13 protein-coding genes are annotated in these 14,535 nt (G+C 58.8%); 3 read left to right on the top strand and 10 right to left on the bottom strand.

Annotated features, from left to right (window positions below; translation table 11 throughout):
• Window positions 1–8: 8 nt before the first annotated feature.
• The 9 genes from AC57B5_RS17675 to sucC form a co-directional block, all read right to left on the bottom strand.
• On the bottom strand, window positions 9–1,520 hold the full coding sequence (locus AC57B5_RS17675) for an MFS transporter (protein ID WP_496400018.1): 1,512 nt from the start codon (window positions 1,518–1,520) through the stop codon (window positions 9–11).
• Window positions 1,517–2,164, bottom strand: a complete 648-nt coding sequence (locus AC57B5_RS17670) for a fused MFS/spermidine synthase (protein WP_496400017.1) — start codon at window positions 2,162–2,164, stop codon at window positions 1,517–1,519. The genes AC57B5_RS17675 and AC57B5_RS17670 overlap by 4 nt, the downstream gene beginning before the upstream one ends.
• Window positions 2,165–2,190: 26 nt before the next feature.
• Window positions 2,191–3,957 (bottom strand): phosphoethanolamine transferase, encoded by a 1,767-nt coding sequence (locus AC57B5_RS17665; RefSeq protein ID WP_496400016.1) that lies wholly within the window; start codon window positions 3,955–3,957, stop codon window positions 2,191–2,193.
• A 59-nt stretch (window positions 3,958–4,016) separates the two neighbouring features.
• Complete coding sequence (locus AC57B5_RS17660) at window positions 4,017–4,541, bottom strand: pilin (RefSeq protein ID WP_496400015.1); 525 nt, start codon at window positions 4,539–4,541, stop codon at window positions 4,017–4,019.
• Window positions 4,542–4,765: 224 nt separating this feature from the next.
• A complete protein-coding gene (locus tag AC57B5_RS17655) occupies window positions 4,766–5,476 on the bottom strand; it encodes an FHA domain-containing protein (RefSeq protein WP_333906294.1) in 711 nt (236 codons plus the stop codon).
• Between the two features lie 244 nt (window positions 5,477–5,720).
• On the bottom strand, window positions 5,721–6,503 hold the full coding sequence (locus AC57B5_RS17650; RefSeq protein WP_496400014.1) for a PP2C family protein-serine/threonine phosphatase: 783 nt from the start codon (window positions 6,501–6,503) through the stop codon (window positions 5,721–5,723).
• A gap of 292 nt (window positions 6,504–6,795) precedes the next feature.
• Window positions 6,796–7,488 (bottom strand): TerC family protein, encoded by a 693-nt coding sequence (locus AC57B5_RS17645; RefSeq protein WP_013804582.1) that lies wholly within the window; start codon window positions 7,486–7,488, stop codon window positions 6,796–6,798.
• Between the two features lie 166 nt (window positions 7,489–7,654).
• Window positions 7,655–8,548, bottom strand: coding sequence for a succinate--CoA ligase subunit alpha (gene sucD / locus AC57B5_RS17640; protein ID WP_012202800.1), 894 nt, complete (start codon window positions 8,546–8,548; stop codon window positions 7,655–7,657).
• Window positions 8,549–8,568: 20 nt separating this feature from the next.
• On the bottom strand, window positions 8,569–9,729 hold the full coding sequence (gene sucC, locus AC57B5_RS17635; protein WP_012202801.1) for an ADP-forming succinate--CoA ligase subunit beta: 1,161 nt from the start codon (window positions 9,727–9,729) through the stop codon (window positions 8,569–8,571).
• A 436-nt stretch (window positions 9,730–10,165) separates the two neighbouring features.
• Between sucC and argC the strand changes: the two genes are divergently transcribed.
• Genes argC through yddG form a run of 3 tightly spaced genes read left to right on the top strand, consistent with a single transcriptional unit; the run spans window position 10,166 to window position 13,924 of the window.
• The gene (gene argC, locus AC57B5_RS17630; RefSeq protein ID WP_034389794.1) at window positions 10,166–11,098 is read left to right on the top strand and encodes an N-acetyl-gamma-glutamyl-phosphate reductase; all 933 of its coding nucleotides are present in this window, start codon (window positions 10,166–10,168) and stop codon (window positions 11,096–11,098) included.
• Window positions 11,095–12,981: a hypothetical protein gene (locus AC57B5_RS17625; protein ID WP_496400013.1), complete on the top strand. Its 1,887-nt coding sequence runs from the start codon at window positions 11,095–11,097 to the stop codon at window positions 12,979–12,981. Before argC ends, AC57B5_RS17625 begins: the two co-directional genes overlap by 4 nt.
• Window positions 12,982–13,003: 22 nt before the next feature.
• Window positions 13,004–13,924, top strand: a complete 921-nt coding sequence (gene yddG / locus AC57B5_RS17620) for an aromatic amino acid DMT transporter YddG (protein WP_496400012.1) — start codon at window positions 13,004–13,006, stop codon at window positions 13,922–13,924.
• Here the strand turns inward: yddG and recX are convergent.
• Window positions 13,921–14,397, bottom strand: coding sequence for a recombination regulator RecX (gene recX, locus AC57B5_RS17615; protein WP_043825371.1), 477 nt, complete (start codon window positions 14,395–14,397; stop codon window positions 13,921–13,923). The genes yddG and recX overlap by 4 nt on opposite strands.
• Window positions 14,398–14,535 lie beyond the last annotated feature (138 nt).

Below are 14,535 nucleotides of genomic sequence, written 5' to 3'. Positions count from 1 at the left end.
TTGCTTTATTAATAGAGTGCTCGCCCATACTTGAATTCTGTGATCATATTCTGATCAGTCACGATTTCAAACGTTCGGCCAGAAGAAACGCTCGCTTGCTGTATCGTGACAAAGGGGCGCTCAAGGAATTTTTTGGGTGCAGTGGAATCTTTTGAGAAAAGTGGTGTGCCCTGAAGCTGTATGCGCTTATATTTTTCCAAGGCCTCATTGGAATTCTTCTTTTCCCGGAAATCTTGATTTCCGGCAAAGATGAAATTGTCATAGCGGTAAGCATGATCAAATACACTGGAGGCGGTATAGAAAGCATCGCCGGAACCGGTGGAGTTGAATGCGAGAATAGCGTCAGACTTCATGTGGGATTTGACCAATTTCAAGAATTCCTCTGAAAGAAGTAGGCTGGCGTTTGATCTCCAATTCCAAGTAGTATTCATGATGACCATATCATATTTAACATCTGGATGCAGCCTGAGCCAACGTCTTGCATCGTTTATGATGATTCTAACGCGTGGATCGTTGATTGCCGTTTTCTGATGTGGGTAGTCTTCTGCAGCTGAAATGTAGCCAGGATTGATTTCGATGACATCAACATGTTCCACTCCAGTGAATTCATTTATCAAAGCAAGCCATGTGCCGATTGAGAGGCCAATCATAAGCACTCGCTTGGGCTCGGGCTGTAAAACTGTTAAAAGCAGTGGTCGATGGAGTCCGTTGGTGTTTTTGTCAGGATTGAGATTTGTTCTGCCGTCATAAACATTTCCTCCATAGACTGAGTCGTCACCATCAGATCCAGGGAAAATGGTAATGACTCCATGGCGATTTTCTATTATGCTTTTCGCTGGCGTTCCATTTGATGCAAGTTGTTGTATCAGTGAGTGTGGATTTTGGCTGCTCACCACGAAAATATATGCAACCAGTACGGAGCATGCAGGAGCAAAAATACGAGAATAGGTTTTTCTTTGTATAAGAATTGAGAAAATTGCTGCAAAGGTGAGCTGCAGTGAGGCAATAATATAAAAAGATTGTTGTAAGGTAAAGTAGTCCAGAAGAAGATAGCCGGTTGCCAGTGGGCCTAAAGCACCACCGATTACGTTGGCAGTATAAACTGTGGCTAGTTTTCTTCCTTGATTTTCGGGGATCTTATCAGATCCCAGATGATGTGCTATAGGGAATATAAATGCAATAATGAACGAAGATATTGCAATGATTGCTAGATCGATTGCCGGATTGTAATGCCCTTTGTATGTCAAGTTGGCAAATATCTTTGGCAAAAGTACTGTGCACGCCGCCGAAAGTAGAAGTGCGCCAATACTGTAGTTCCAAAGATTTTCGAATTTTCCCCGTCGACATGCTTTACTGCCAAAGTGAGCGCCGAATGCGATTCCAACAAGATAGGACATTAGCACAAAGCCAAATGCGGCAGGTGTCGATAGCTTGGCGAATCCATATAGACGGACCCATAGTATTTCCAAGCTGAGACTCGTAAATCCACAGATAAAAGACAGCAAGGCGGGAAAATTCATACCGTGACTCCTTGGCGCGATGAGAGCCAGTGTATGGATGCGGTCGCGAGAAATGCAACCAGAAGATTCCCAGCAACGCCAATCCAGATCACTTGGTGAAGTGACCAATTGGGGAAAAATATGAATGGTGTGGCCGCTGCGCCAGCAGCCGCACCCATGGTATTCAGAAAATACAGCCTGCCAATGGAAATGCCAATATTGCCACGCTTTTCATTGAGAGCGATAGTTAGCAAGGGTAGAGTCATTCCCATAAGAATGGTCGGAATGATTAGAAAAACTATGCAGGCCAGCGCACTCAGTCCAGCACTGTTTGAGGAAATCTGATTCAATATGCTCTCCAGATGGCTCAGTATTTTCAGGGAAAGTGCACCATAAATTGCAATGGATATTTCCGCGAAAATATAAAATCGCAATCGTGAATTGCTGAACCTGTCGGCGAGCCACCCCCCTGTCATTCCGCCTATGCCAATTCCCAGCATAAAAACCGAAACAATAATGGTAATAGAGTCGATATCTACTCCTATGACGCTGTAAAGTGATCTTTGCCAGCAGGTCTGATATATTAAGGCACTGGCTCCTGATATGAAAAAACTCAGGAGAAGCAATATATCTCTGAGTTTGATGCGATTTGAATGAAATCTCATTGAACGTATTGAAATTGGTTGAGATATTAATGCGATGTGATATAACAGGGGTTTTTCGTCTTTGCCATATCGAAATCGACCTGCTGCCCATTGCCTGTTGCAACCATTCTTGGTTGATTTTTTGGAGGGGGCGTCAGGAAATTATTAAGTGGCAGTCCATTTTTTATGGTTATTCCTGATAGCTCTAGAATGCTCGAGAAGAAGGCATTGGTTGAGTAAGGATAATCGACATTGCGGATGATGGTTTCCCATTTTTTCTTGTTGTTTCCTCTGAAATCATGACCAGCCCAGAGCAATGCGGGAACATGAAATGACGTTTCACTAATCCGACTGACCCCTTGGGATGAGCAACGTCCGTTGGGCAGGTCTACGCCATGGTCGGAGAAATAAGCAACGATGCTGTTTCTGGTATGTTGGCTTGCATAGTCTATGACCTGATCAAGTATGTGATCAGTATAGGCAATGCTGTTGTCATAGCTATTGATTTCCAGCGTTTTCTCGCCAATGGAGTTGCTGTAATTATTTTCTGGTGAAGTCAGGGAAGGCTGAAATATATCGAATTGCTCTGGATATCTGAGGCCGTAATTGAAATGACTTCCAAGCAAATGCAGCACCACAATGTGGCGTCCCGGTTGCTTTATTATCTCGCCCAGGGGTTGGAGCAGGATTTCGTCGTAATTGCTTCGTCCGCCATAGGTTCCTGGATTCAGAAATCGTACATCGCTGGCATCCTTTGCATAAACACTGATGGATGTATCGTGTCGTCCCAAGGGCGCCTGGTTGGAAAGCCAGTGTGTGGAGTATCCAACTTCTGCGAATGCTTTTAAAAAAGATGGTTCCGCATCCCAGTCAATGGCACCATTGGGTGTGAGAAATGGTTTTCGGGACAATACTCCTGGTATGGCAGTGCGGGTGGCCGATGACAGCGAAGCTACATTGGAGAAATATGCAACACCCTCATGTTTTTGAATTTTTGGAGTTGTATTTCTTTGATAGCCAAGAGCGCCCCAATGAGATGCACTGGCTGATTCTCCAATAACGATGATAACAATATCTGGTGAGGTGGGTATATCTGTCTGCCGTGCTTCTAATGTTTTTCCATTAAGGGAATCCCTGGCCTTTTCCATTTTACGCCTTTGGTCCAGAAATTTACTGCTAAAAAACAGGAGATTCATGGGGAATACATCGGACCATTGAGATAGCCAGCTGGAGGTCAGTTCGTCATCGAAGTAGGAGGGCGGCGTGATCTCGCTCGAACTCATGGGTTGAATATCTTGTTTGACCCAGGAGAAGAGAAGAATGGTGGGTGCAAAAATCGCAATATACCAGTATCGTGATCGGTGCTGCCAATGTAGATTAAGTTTGCTGGCGCTCCAGATGCCACTCAGGAAGATGAATCCACATATCATGTAGGCAAGAAATATGCTTGCACCATATGTAGCCAATAAATTTCCGGCTTCTGCGAGGTTGCTTTCCCATGCCAAGGCAATGATATGGTCAGTAATGGGTGTTCCGTAATATATTCTTATCCATAATTCCATGGGAAGAATAATGGCAAACGGAATGCTAATGAGCAGAAGTCGCTTGATATTTTTGCATAGAGCTGCGGCCATGATCCAGAAAATACTTCCTAGCCCGGCTGCTTCCAGGTAGCGTATTTTCCCGGATTCTGATCCATCGATCGGTAGAACTACGTTTGGAAGCCAAAGCAGTATCAGCGAAAGAAAAACGAGAAAGCAACGAGAGTTTTTTCTGAAAACCCAGGAGGTATTCGATACGATCGGTTCTTCCATGATTTGCAAATTGAAAACAAAAACGGCCCTCACGGGCCGTTTTGCTAAATCAAATCAGATTAGCTTTGGACATCCTTGCAGGAACCGGGCAGATACTTGACCGGCATAGGATTGGTTTTGGCGGGACCGCACTTCCAAGAGGTAATCACCTTGCCGCCATCGGTGGTGGCAGCAACTGCAGTGCTGCCAATGAAGGGCACCATGGCAATGGTGTTCTTGGTGCTTGTGGTATCGCCCTTCAGCGTCGTCTCGTCGCCGACAACGGTGATCACGCCGTTGGCGTCTGTTGTGACTTGCCTCACGAACTTGGTACGCGTAGTGTTGGCATCACTCACAGTGGCAGAGGCTCCGCCGGAGCTGCAGGAATCAGTCAACGATGTACCCAGATCCGTATTGGGAGAGGTGCTGACTGCTTCACTGACAGTAGAACGGCAAGACGATGCAGCCAGAATCATTTCTGATGCACGTGCACGGATCGTGTAATCCTGATAAGCCGGCAGCGCAACTGCTGCCAAGATGCCGATGATCGCCACAACGATCATCAGTTCGATCAAGGTAAAACCTTGCTGGATGGAACGCTTCATGAACTTCTCCTCATAGGGGGTTGATTGCATGCTCTATTGAGCAAGAGCCGTGCCAGTCGCGCCTTGAGGCCAAGGTTCGCGCGTGCGTATTGTTTGGTTGCAAATTACACGGTTGATCGACATTCTCTGACAAATCGATCCAATTTTGCGTGACATTTTTGTCAAGGATGGTGCGCTTGCCAACGAAGCAACAGCGAACCTTGTCAGTGGACCAAGAGGGTCCTTTATGCCACCAGGAACTGCATCTGCGTACCTGCCAGTTCCACCGTGTCGCCGTGTTGCAGCGGCATGGCGCGGCGGCCGATTTCCTGGCCGTTGAGCTTGAGGCTGAGGGCGTCACCTTCCAGCTGGGCGAGCACGAAGCCGTGGTGCCTCTGGGTGATGGAGGCGACCGCCACGCCGGGCTTGCCCAGGGTGGTGACGACCTTGACCAAGGGGACTTCGCGGCCAGCGGCGTTGCCGTTGAGCATGCGGATGGCAGCCTGGCGCGTGGCCAAGCCAGCCATCGAAGGCGGCAGTGTGTGGTCGAAGCCTGAGGGCGTCTGGGTGCTGAACTGCGATGGCAGGTCTTCCGCCAAGGGGGCTGGGCGGGTTGCCTCCACTGCTGCGGCAATGGCCGCCAGTGCCGAGCGCGAGGAGGCGCTGACCTGCTGCTGCACGAAGCGGATCTTGTACTTGCCGATGTCCAGCAGGTCGCCGTGGTTCAGGGTCTGGCGCAGTATGGGCTGGCCGTTGACATAGGTGCCGTTGGTGCTGCGCAGGTCTTCGATGATGACGGTGCCGTCGACGATGCTGAGAACGGCGTGCTCGCCGCTGACGGCGAGGTTGTCGATCACGATGTCGTTGTAGGGGCGGCGTCCCAGCGTGGTGCGCTCCTTGGCCAGCTGCACTTCCTTGATGACGGCGCCGTCGATGGAGATGACCAGGGTCGGCATGCTCAAAGTTCCTTTGTTATGCCCGGCTTGCACCATCCACTGGGCGATCCGGAGCTGGGGTGTATCTAAATATTATGTCTGCGGCCTGCGCGCGCCGAGGTCTGCCATCGTATTTGATACAGACTATGGATTGTCTTTTCCTGATTGTTGGATTTGCAATCATTTTTAACAATTGGAACCTGCGAGGGCGGTGCAGGCAAGCGCGTCCATCGGTTGGGATCTGCCGTCGATCGCTGTGTGGGGCTCAATCGAGGGAAGTGCTGGCTGTAGGGGGCGGGCTGGCCTGTATCTCGATCAGCGCTGCGCTGATGTTGTCGTTTCCGCCGGCTTCATTGGCGGCGGCGAGCAGCGAGGTCAGCAAGACGGGCAGCGGGCTGGATTGGGTGAACAGAGCGGCGATGGCTTGGTCATCGAGCATGTCGGTGAGGCCGTCGGAGCACAGCAGGATGCGGTCGCCGGGTTGCAGCGGCCACTCATTGAAATCGGGCGTGACGTCCGGCGTGACGCCCAGGGCCTGGGTGAGCAGGTGGCCCAGGCCGGATTGCCGGGCTTCGTGCTCCTGGATGCGGCCTGCGTCGATTTCTTCCTGGAGCCAGGTGTGGTCTCGGGTCAGGCGCAGCAGTTGACCCTCGCGCCAGCCGTAGGCCCGCGAGTCGCCAAGGTGGGCGAGCATCAGCAGGCCTGGCAGCAGGGCTGCGGCAATGATGGTGGTGCCCATGCCGCGACAGCCCGGTGTTTCCCGGGCAGCCGTAAGAATGGCGGCGTTGGCCAGGGTCAAGGCATTGGCCAGTGACTGCTGCAATTCCTGGCGGGCTTGCGGAGTGTTGGCTGCAGGCGCCTCGGTGGCGACGCTTTGCAGTGCCACGGATACCAGGCTGATGGCCATGGCGCTGGCGACTTCGCCGGCGTTGTAGCCGCCCATGCCATCGGCCAGCACCGCAATGGGCCAGGGCTGGGCGCTGGGGTGGATGGTGACCGCATCCTCGTTGTTGTCACGGCGCCGGCCCACATCGGTGCGCGCAACCATGGCGCAGTGTTGCGCAGGGACTGCCTGTCGGCAGGGCTGGTCCGGGGTCTTGGGTGCGCTGGGCATGGTGGCGAAGGGCGGGCGCGGCGGTGTTGCCATCAGTCCCTGTGTGCAGATGCAATGGTGAAGCCGGTGCACAGCGTAATTGAAAACAGTGCTCCCAAGTGCCAAGAATGGGCCGGCGCAGCGGCTCGTCAGCTTGACGCCACATCAAGAACGGACCCTCACAAAGCAAAAACGCACTGCCGAGGCAGTGCGTTGTGGAGGTGGCGAGGGGCCGCCTGCGGCGGTGTCAGGCCTGTGCCGCGTGCTTGGCGCCGGAGCGCGACTGCAGGAGCTTGCCAATGCCGACGACCAGCACGGCACCGGCGGCAGCCGCCACGTAGTGCAGCCAGGGATGGCTGATGGCGTAGTCGTGCAGCAGGCGATCGTTGACGATGGTTTCTCCGCCGACCCAGCCGATCAGGGCGGCGCCCAGCGTGATGATGACGGGGAAGCGCTCCATGAGCTTGATCATCAGCGTGGAGCCGAAGATCACCAGCGGGATGCTGATGGCCAGGCCCAGGATCAGCAGGACCATGTTGCCTTGCGCCGTGGCGGCCACGGCGATCACGTTGTCCAGGCTCATCACCAGGTCGGCGATCAGGATGGTGCGGATGGCGACCATCATGCTGCCGTGTCCTTTGGATTCGCCTTCATCATCTTCTTCGCCGGTCAGCAGTTGCAAGCCGATCCACAGCAGCAGGCAGCCGCCCACGATCTGCAGGAAGGACAGCTCCAGCAGCTTGGCCGCGACCACGGTCAGGATGATCCGCAGCACCACGGCGGCGCCGGAGCCGAACATGACGGCTTTCTTTTGCTGTGCGGGGGGCAGCGAGCGTGCTGCGAGGGCGATGACGACGGCGTTGTCGCCAGACAGAATGATGTTGATCCAGACGATCTTCAACAGGCCGATCCAGAAATCGGCGCTTTGCAGGTATTCCATGGTTTCTCCACTGTTATGAGTTGAAAAGCGCCAGGGCGGTGGCCTCTGGCGCTTTTTCTTTTTTGGAGTCGTCAGTGTAGGGCGGACTTGCCGCCTTACCGATTCGTAATTCTGCGTAATTTTCTCCTGGGGCGAACCCCAGGATGTCGCGCAGAACCGGTGCCGCTTAGATCAGGCCCTTGAGCAGGCGACCCATTTCGGAAGGATTGCGGGTGATGACGAAACCGCACTCTTCCATGATGGCCAGCTTGGCGTCGGCCGTGTCGGCACCGCCGGAGATCAGCGCGCCGGCGTGGCCCATGCGCTTGCCGGGAGGGGCGGTGACACCAGCGATGAAGCCGACGATCGGCTTCTTCATGTTGTCCTTGCACCAGCGGGCAGCTTCGGCTTCGTCGGGACCGCCGATTTCGCCGATCATGATGACGGCGTCGGTGTCGGGATCGTCGTTGAAGGCCTTCATCACGTCGATGTGCTTGAGACCGTTGATCGGGTCACCGCCGATGCCCACGGCCGACGACTGGCCAATGCCCAGTTCGGTCAGCTGTGCCACGGCTTCATAGGTCAGCGTGCCGGAGCGGCTGACCACGCCGATGCGGCCCTTCTTGTGGATGTGGCCGGGCATGATGCCGATCTTGATCTCGTCGGGCGTGATCAGGCCGGGGCAGTTGGGGCCCAGCAGCAGGGTGCGCTTGCCGCCTGCGGCTTCCTTGGCGCGCATCTTGTTGCGCACTTCCAGCATGTCACGGACGGGGATGCCTTCGGTGATGCAGATGGCCAGGTCCAGGTCGGCTTCCACGGCTTCCCAGATCGCGGCGGCAGCGCCTGCGGGGGGAACGTAGATCACGGAGACCGTGGCGCCCGTGCCTTGCGCGGCTTCCTTGACGGAGGCGTAGATTGGCACGTCGAAGATCTTTTCGCCGGCCTTCTTGGGGTTCACACCGGCCACGAAGCAGTTCTTGCCGTTCGCGTATTCAATGCATTTTTCAGTGTGGAACTGGCCCGTCTTGCCCGTGATGCCTTGGGTGATGACCTTGGTGTCTTTGTTGATGTAGATCGACATGGTGTTTTCTCCGGGCCTGCTTACTTGACGGCTTCGACGATCTTGGTGGCCGCTTCGGCCATCGTGTCGGCGCTGATGATGGGCAGGCCGGACTCGGCCAGCATCTTCTTGCCCAGTTCTTCGTTCGTGCCCTTCATGCGCACGACCAGGGGCACTTGCAGGTTCACGGCCTTGCAGGCAGTGATCACGCCGGTGGCGATGGTGTCGCACTTCATGATGCCGCCGAAGATGTTGACCAGAATGCCTTCGACCTTGGGGTTCTTGAGCATGATCTTGAAGGCTTCGGTGACCTTCTCGGGGGTGGCGCCGCCGCCCACGTCCAGGAAGTTGGCCGGCTCGCCGCCGAACAGCTTGATGGTGTCCATGGTGGCCATGGCCAGACCTGCACCGTTGACCAGGCAGCCGATGTTGCCGTCCAGCGAGATGTAGGCCAGATCGAACTTGGAGGCTTCGACTTCAGCGGGATCTTCTTCGTCCAGGTCGCGCAGGGCCACGATTTCGGGCAGGCGGAACAGGGCGTTGGCGTCGAAGTTGAACTTCGCGTCCAGGGCAACCACGTTGCCCTTGCTGTCACGGTTCAGCGGGTTGATCTCGACCAGCGAGGCATCGGTGTCCATGTAGCACTTGTAGAGCTTCTGGCAGATGTCGATGAACTGGGCGGTGGAGTCGGCAGGCATGCCGATGCCCTTGGCCAGTTCTTCGCCCTGGGCCTGGGTCAGGCCGACCAGGGGGTCAACGAAGATGGTGATGATCTTCTCGGGAGTGGAGTGGGCCACTTCCTCGATGTCCATGCCGCCTTCGCTGGAAGCGATGAAGGCCACCTTCTGCGTGCCGCGATCGGTCACGCACGACAGGTAGTATTCCTTCTGGATGTCGGCGCCGTCTTCGATGTACAGGCGGCGGACCTTCTGGCCTTCGGGGCCGGTCTGGTGCGTGACCAGCTGCATGCCCAGGATCTGGCCAGCCAGTGCCTTGACGTCGTCAATGCTCTTGGCGACCTTCACGCCGCCGCCCTTGCCGCGACCACCAGCGTGGATCTGGGCCTTCACGACCCACACGGGGCCGCCGAGCTTCTGGGCGGCCTCGACGGCCTCTTGCACTGTGAACGCAGGGATACCGCGAGGTACAGGCACACCAAACTGACGCAAGATGTCCTTGCCTTGGTATTCATGAATCTTCATGATGTCTCTCTCAAACAAATAGGGGGGGATTGACCCGGTAGCCCTGGGGTGCTGCCTCAAGGCGGAGTGACCTGGCAATCGCCGAATGTACCATGCTGCACTGCGCCATCCGACACGCCCCCATGCGCAGAATCCACAATTTCCTGCGGGCCAAGCAGCATGTCAGGAACTGTGCAATGCATTGATATGTCAGGGAAAAGACGGTTTCCCGACATTTCTTTCAGGCGCCACAGCTCTTTTGTCTTATAGAGGATCTGCAGACGGCGCTGCCCGCTGTTTGTAACAGGCGCATGTCAGCACGCCCTTGATCGCCACCGCCAACCGTTTTGCGACAACGGGCGCAGGGGGACCCGGTTTCGGTGAGAATCCGCAGCTGGAACGCGGCAATGGTGCCGCAGCGGCTCCAGGAGGGCCGCGCAGCAGGAGAAATACAGCGATGGCAAAAGTCTTTATCGATGGCGAAGCAGGCACGACAGGGCTGCAGATCCGTGAGCGTCTGGTCGATCTGTCCGGCGTGGAGCTGGTCAGCATTGCCCCCGAGCTGCGAAAGGATCCTGCCGCCAAGCGTGCGCTGATCGCCGGCGTGGACTTGGTCATCCTGTGCCTGCATGACGATGCCGCGCGCGAGACCGTGGCCATGGTCGATTCCATCGAGGCCGAGACCGGCCGCACCATCAAGATCATCGATGCATCCACGGCCCACCGCGTGGCGCCCGACTGGGTGTATGGCTTCCCGGAGCTGCGTGCCGGCCAGCTTGAGGCGGTCAAGACTGCCAAGCGCGTGTCCAACCCCGGCTGCTATGCGACGGGAGCCATCGCGCTGCTGCACCCGCTGGTTGCCGCGGGCCTCATCCCTGCCGACCACGGCCTGAGCCTGCCCTCGGTGTCCGGCTATTCGGGCGGCGGCCGCAGCATGATCGAAGCCTATGAGGCTGGCACGGCCGCGCCTTACGAGGCCTACGCGCTGGGCCTGACGCACAAGCACATTCCCGAGATCCTGCAATACACCGGCCTGACGCGCCGCCCGGTGTTCATTCCCGCCGTGGGCAATTTCCGCCAGGGCATGCTGGTGCAGTTGCCGCTGCATCTGGACCTGCTGCCGGGCGCGCCCAAGGCGGCTGACCTGCACGATGCGCTGGCCTCCCACTACGCGGCCACCAACACGCCGGAGCAATGGGTGTCGGTGCTGCCGCCCACCGAGGACATGAAGCTGGCCGCCGACACCCTGACGGACACCAACAAGCTGGAGTTGCGCGTGTTCGCCAATGAGCAGTACCGCCAGGCCGTGCTGATCGCCCGCCTGGACAACCTGGGCAAGGGCGCCAGCGGCGCCGCCGTGCAGAACCTGCAGATCATGCTGGGCCTGTGAGCCCGGCCACGCCACCGTCCGCGTCCCTGCCGGGCCGGCGCAGTCCGGTCTGGGGCCATGTCCTGGCCCTGGCCGTGCTGTGCCTGCTGGTCATTGTGTTTGCCTGGAAGCTGCGGCCTGCATTGCCGTCTTCATCGCGCCTGCTGCTCAGTCCGCTGCTGGGCAATATGGAGGCCTGTCTGGTGCAGGACGGGCTGCGCGAGGATTTTCCCAAGGAATTTCAGCAGATACCCGCCAGTTGCCTGGGTCCGCAGGGCTCGGCCGCAGAAATGGTGAAAGCCACGCTGCAGCGCCTGGGCCGGCCCCAGGGCGAACTGGACCTGGGCTATACGCTCAGCGTGCCGCTGCTGCGCTATGTGCAGTGGAATGGCCAGACCTGGGAGGTCCGGGGCGAGGCGCTGGACCGCGTGGTGCGCACGGTGGCGCAGGCGCACCGGCCCGTGGTGCTGTATCTGTTCGCCACGCATTTCGAGGTGCATTCCAAGGCCGAGGAGCGCCTGGCCGCCGATCCCGCCAATCTTGCGTGGACACCCAAGGGGCCGCTGCCGCTGGACAGCTATCTGGGCGCGCGCATCTTCCCGTGGTCGGTTGCGCGGCAGGACAACGAAGTCACGCGCGTGCGCAAGCTGGTCGTCGATGCCCTGGCCGAGCGCATATGCGCCGCAGGCGATGCCGCCATGCACCAGCTGCGCGCCCTCACCGTGCTGGGCGAGACGCACCAGCTGTTCCCGGGATTCGAGGCCGGCATGGGGTTCGCGGCCGAAGGCTATGCGGTCACCGACTACAGCCCGGCCTCCGTGGCGGGCTTCCATGCATTCCTGCGCCAGCGCTATGGCGACATCGCACGGTTCAATGCCCACCTGAAGTCCGGCTTTGACAGCTTCGAAGCGGTCGAGCCGCCGTCGCGCAACATCCGCAGCGAGCCGCTGCAGAACTTCTTCCAGCACATCGACAGCTATGCAGCCGGCACCGTGCCCGTGTCCGGCTGGGTCCACTCGCCCGATGCGAAGCTGCAAAAGCAGCTGGCCGTGGCCGTCTTCGTGGACGGGCATCCTTACTCGCACGCCCCCGTGCACATGCACCGCCAGGACGTGGCTCAGGCCAAGCCCGGGTTCCTCACGCCCGATGTGGGCTGGCGTGCCGACATCCGCTATCCGGCGCTGGGCGAGGGCCTGCACCGCATCGACGTGGTACTGCAGGCCGGTGGACGCAGCCTGGGCCTGCTGGCCACGCGCCAGATCGCCGTGATGGACCGCAACCAGGGCGAGCCCAGGCCCCATGCCGCCGAGGCCTTGCCCGACTTCGGCAAGCTGCCGGACGGCGTGGAATTCTGGGTGGACAGCCCGCAGGACCGGCTGGCGCTGTTCTACAACCCGCTGGTCACGGACTGGAACGATTTCCGCGAGCAGCAGGTGGCCGACTACATCCAGGGCTTTTCCGAGCACATCGGCCACGGCTGCCTGGGCCGGGTTCCTCGCTTTGCCCACCAGCTCAACCCCCATGCGAATCCGAGCTGGGACGCCAACCGCTATGCCGTGGAGCGCAGCCTGCAGCGCATGCCGGGGCTGTCCCTGGGTGTCAGCCTGTACGGCGAAGATACCTACGGCCCGCTGGTCGGCCAGATGCTGCGCCGCTATGGCCACACGGCCTATGGCGTGACGGAGTTCCATCCGCTGGTGGCCCTGTCGCCACAGCGGCTGGAGAAAGTGCTGACCATGCACCGCCGCCAAGGGGCGCGCTTCCTGTCCTTCTTCATGGAAGCCCGGCCCGAGGATGCGACGGGCACGCAGTCCAGCAACGAGTTCTCGTTCGATGCGGACAACACCGCGCATGGCTCGGATGCGCTGTACCACTCGCTGCGCCAGCTGCTGCAGCCGCACTGAGCTGCCGCGCGCAGCCATCGACGTGTCTTCCTTGCAGAACAACTCCCCTGTGGCCGCTGGCCGGGCCACCGCCATCGGACTGCTGGCCGTGGTGTGCTGGAGCTGCACCGTGGGCCTGATGCGCTCGGTAGCCGAGCCGCTGGGCGCCGTGGGCGGCGCAGCCATGCTCTACACGGTCAGCGCCCTGTGCGTGGCCGGCGTGCGTGGCTTGCCCAGGCCCTCGCAGTGGCGGGCCATGCATCCGGCCTACTTCTGGGGCTGCGGCCTGCTGTTTGCGGTCTACGAGATCTGCCTGTCGCTGGCGATTGGCCTGGCGCAGGACCGCGCCCAGGCACTGGAGCTGGGGCTGATCAATTACCTGTGGCCCAGCCTGACCATCGTCTTGGCCGTGCTGCTGCGCCAGCAGCATGCGCGCTGGTGGCTGTGGCCCGGCGTGCTGCTGTGCCTGTGGGGGCTGACGCGCGTGCTGGGCGGCGACTCGCTGCAACTGCGGGGCATGGCGGACCACATGCTGTCCAACCCGCTGGCGTATGGAATGGCTTTTGGCGCGGCCCTGCTGTGGCCCTGCTATTCGTTGGCTGCGCGGCGCTGGGGCGGTGGCCACAATGCCGTGGGCCTTTTCCTGATATGGACCGCGCTGGCGCTGTGGATCAAATGGCTGTGGCTGGGCGGTGAAGGCGGCATGCAATGGTCAGGCACCGTGGTGCTGCAATTGCTGGCCGTGGGCGGGCTCACCGCCCTGGGCTACAGCTGCTGGGAGCACGGCATACAGCACGGGCATCTGGCCGTGATGGCTGCCGCCTCGTACTTCACGCCCGTGTTCTCTGCCTTGCTGGCCAGTGCCTGGCTGCAGGTGCAGCCGGGCTGGGGCTTCTGGCAGGGCGTGGTGCTGGTGACCGTGGGGTCGCTGGTGTGCTGGGGTGCGACCCGGCGCGCAGACTAGCCTTCGTCCTCTGCTCCTGCGTCCCAGTCTTCGCTGCGCCCCCGCAGCACCTTGCTCGCAATTTCTCCACCAAAACCGCGCGCGGCCAGGAAACGCATCTGCTTGAGCCGTTCCTGCGGTGTGGCCGGTGGTGCGCCGAAGCGCTGGCGCCATACGGCAAGGGCGCGCTGCAGTTCGGTGGCGCGCAGTTGCTCTGCGGCGGCGCGCACCAGTCCATCGTCCAGCCCCTTGTTGCGCAACTCCTGCACCACGCGTGCCGTGCCAAAGCGTGCGGCCTTTTGGTGCAGCACGGACTCGGCCACGCGCTGGGCACTGATGAAGCCGCGCTGCTCCAGCGCATCGAGCATGGCGCCCAGGTCTTCGCCTTCCTCCACATGGGGGGCGAGCTTGCGTTCCAGCTCCAGCCGTGAATGTTCGCGCTGGCCCAGCAGCTTGAGCGCCCGGCCCTTGAGCGACAGCTTGGCGAATCCCATGCGGCAATGTCTCCTGAATCGTCCCGAATAAAAAAGGCCCCCACGCTCCCCTTGCTGCGCAAGGTCCGCTGCCCCCAAGGGGGCCGCTTTTTTGCCTTGGGGCGTCCCGGCGATAAAAAAGGCGCAGACGTGAGCCTG

Source organism: Delftia sp. BGA-UO-ETr-SB1 (genome assembly GCF_059567865.1).
This window is presented reverse-complemented; position numbering and strand designations above follow the sequence as displayed.

Bases quoted from the DNA above. Each gene is read 5' to 3' on its own strand.
- AC57B5_RS17675 (WP_496400018.1), bottom strand. From the start codon at position 1,520: ATGAATTTTCCCGCCTTGCTGTCTTTTATCTGTGGATTTACGAGTCTC.
- AC57B5_RS17670 (WP_496400017.1), bottom strand. From the start codon at position 2,164: ATGAGATTTCATTCAAATCGCATCAAACTCAGAGATATATTGCTTCTC.
- AC57B5_RS17665 (WP_496400016.1), bottom strand. From the start codon at position 3,957: ATGGAAGAACCGATCGTATCGAATACCTCCTGGGTTTTCAGAAAAAAC.
- AC57B5_RS17660 (WP_496400015.1), bottom strand. From the start codon at position 4,541: ATGAAGCGTTCCATCCAGCAAGGTTTTACCTTGATCGAACTGATGATC.
- AC57B5_RS17655 (WP_333906294.1), bottom strand. From the start codon at position 5,476: ATGCCGACCCTGGTCATCTCCATCGACGGCGCCGTCATCAAGGAAGTG.
- AC57B5_RS17650 (WP_496400014.1), bottom strand. From the start codon at position 6,503: ATGGTTGCGCGCACCGATGTGGGCCGGCGCCGTGACAACAACGAGGAT.
- AC57B5_RS17645 (WP_013804582.1), bottom strand. From the start codon at position 7,488: ATGGAATACCTGCAAAGCGCCGATTTCTGGATCGGCCTGTTGAAGATC.
- sucD (WP_012202800.1), bottom strand. From the start codon at position 8,548: ATGTCGATCTACATCAACAAAGACACCAAGGTCATCACCCAAGGCATC.
- sucC (WP_012202801.1), bottom strand. From the start codon at position 9,729: ATGAAGATTCATGAATACCAAGGCAAGGACATCTTGCGTCAGTTTGGT.
- argC (WP_034389794.1), top strand. From the start codon at position 10,166: ATGGCAAAAGTCTTTATCGATGGCGAAGCAGGCACGACAGGGCTGCAG.
- recX (WP_043825371.1), bottom strand. From the start codon at position 14,397: ATGGGATTCGCCAAGCTGTCGCTCAAGGGCCGGGCGCTCAAGCTGCTG.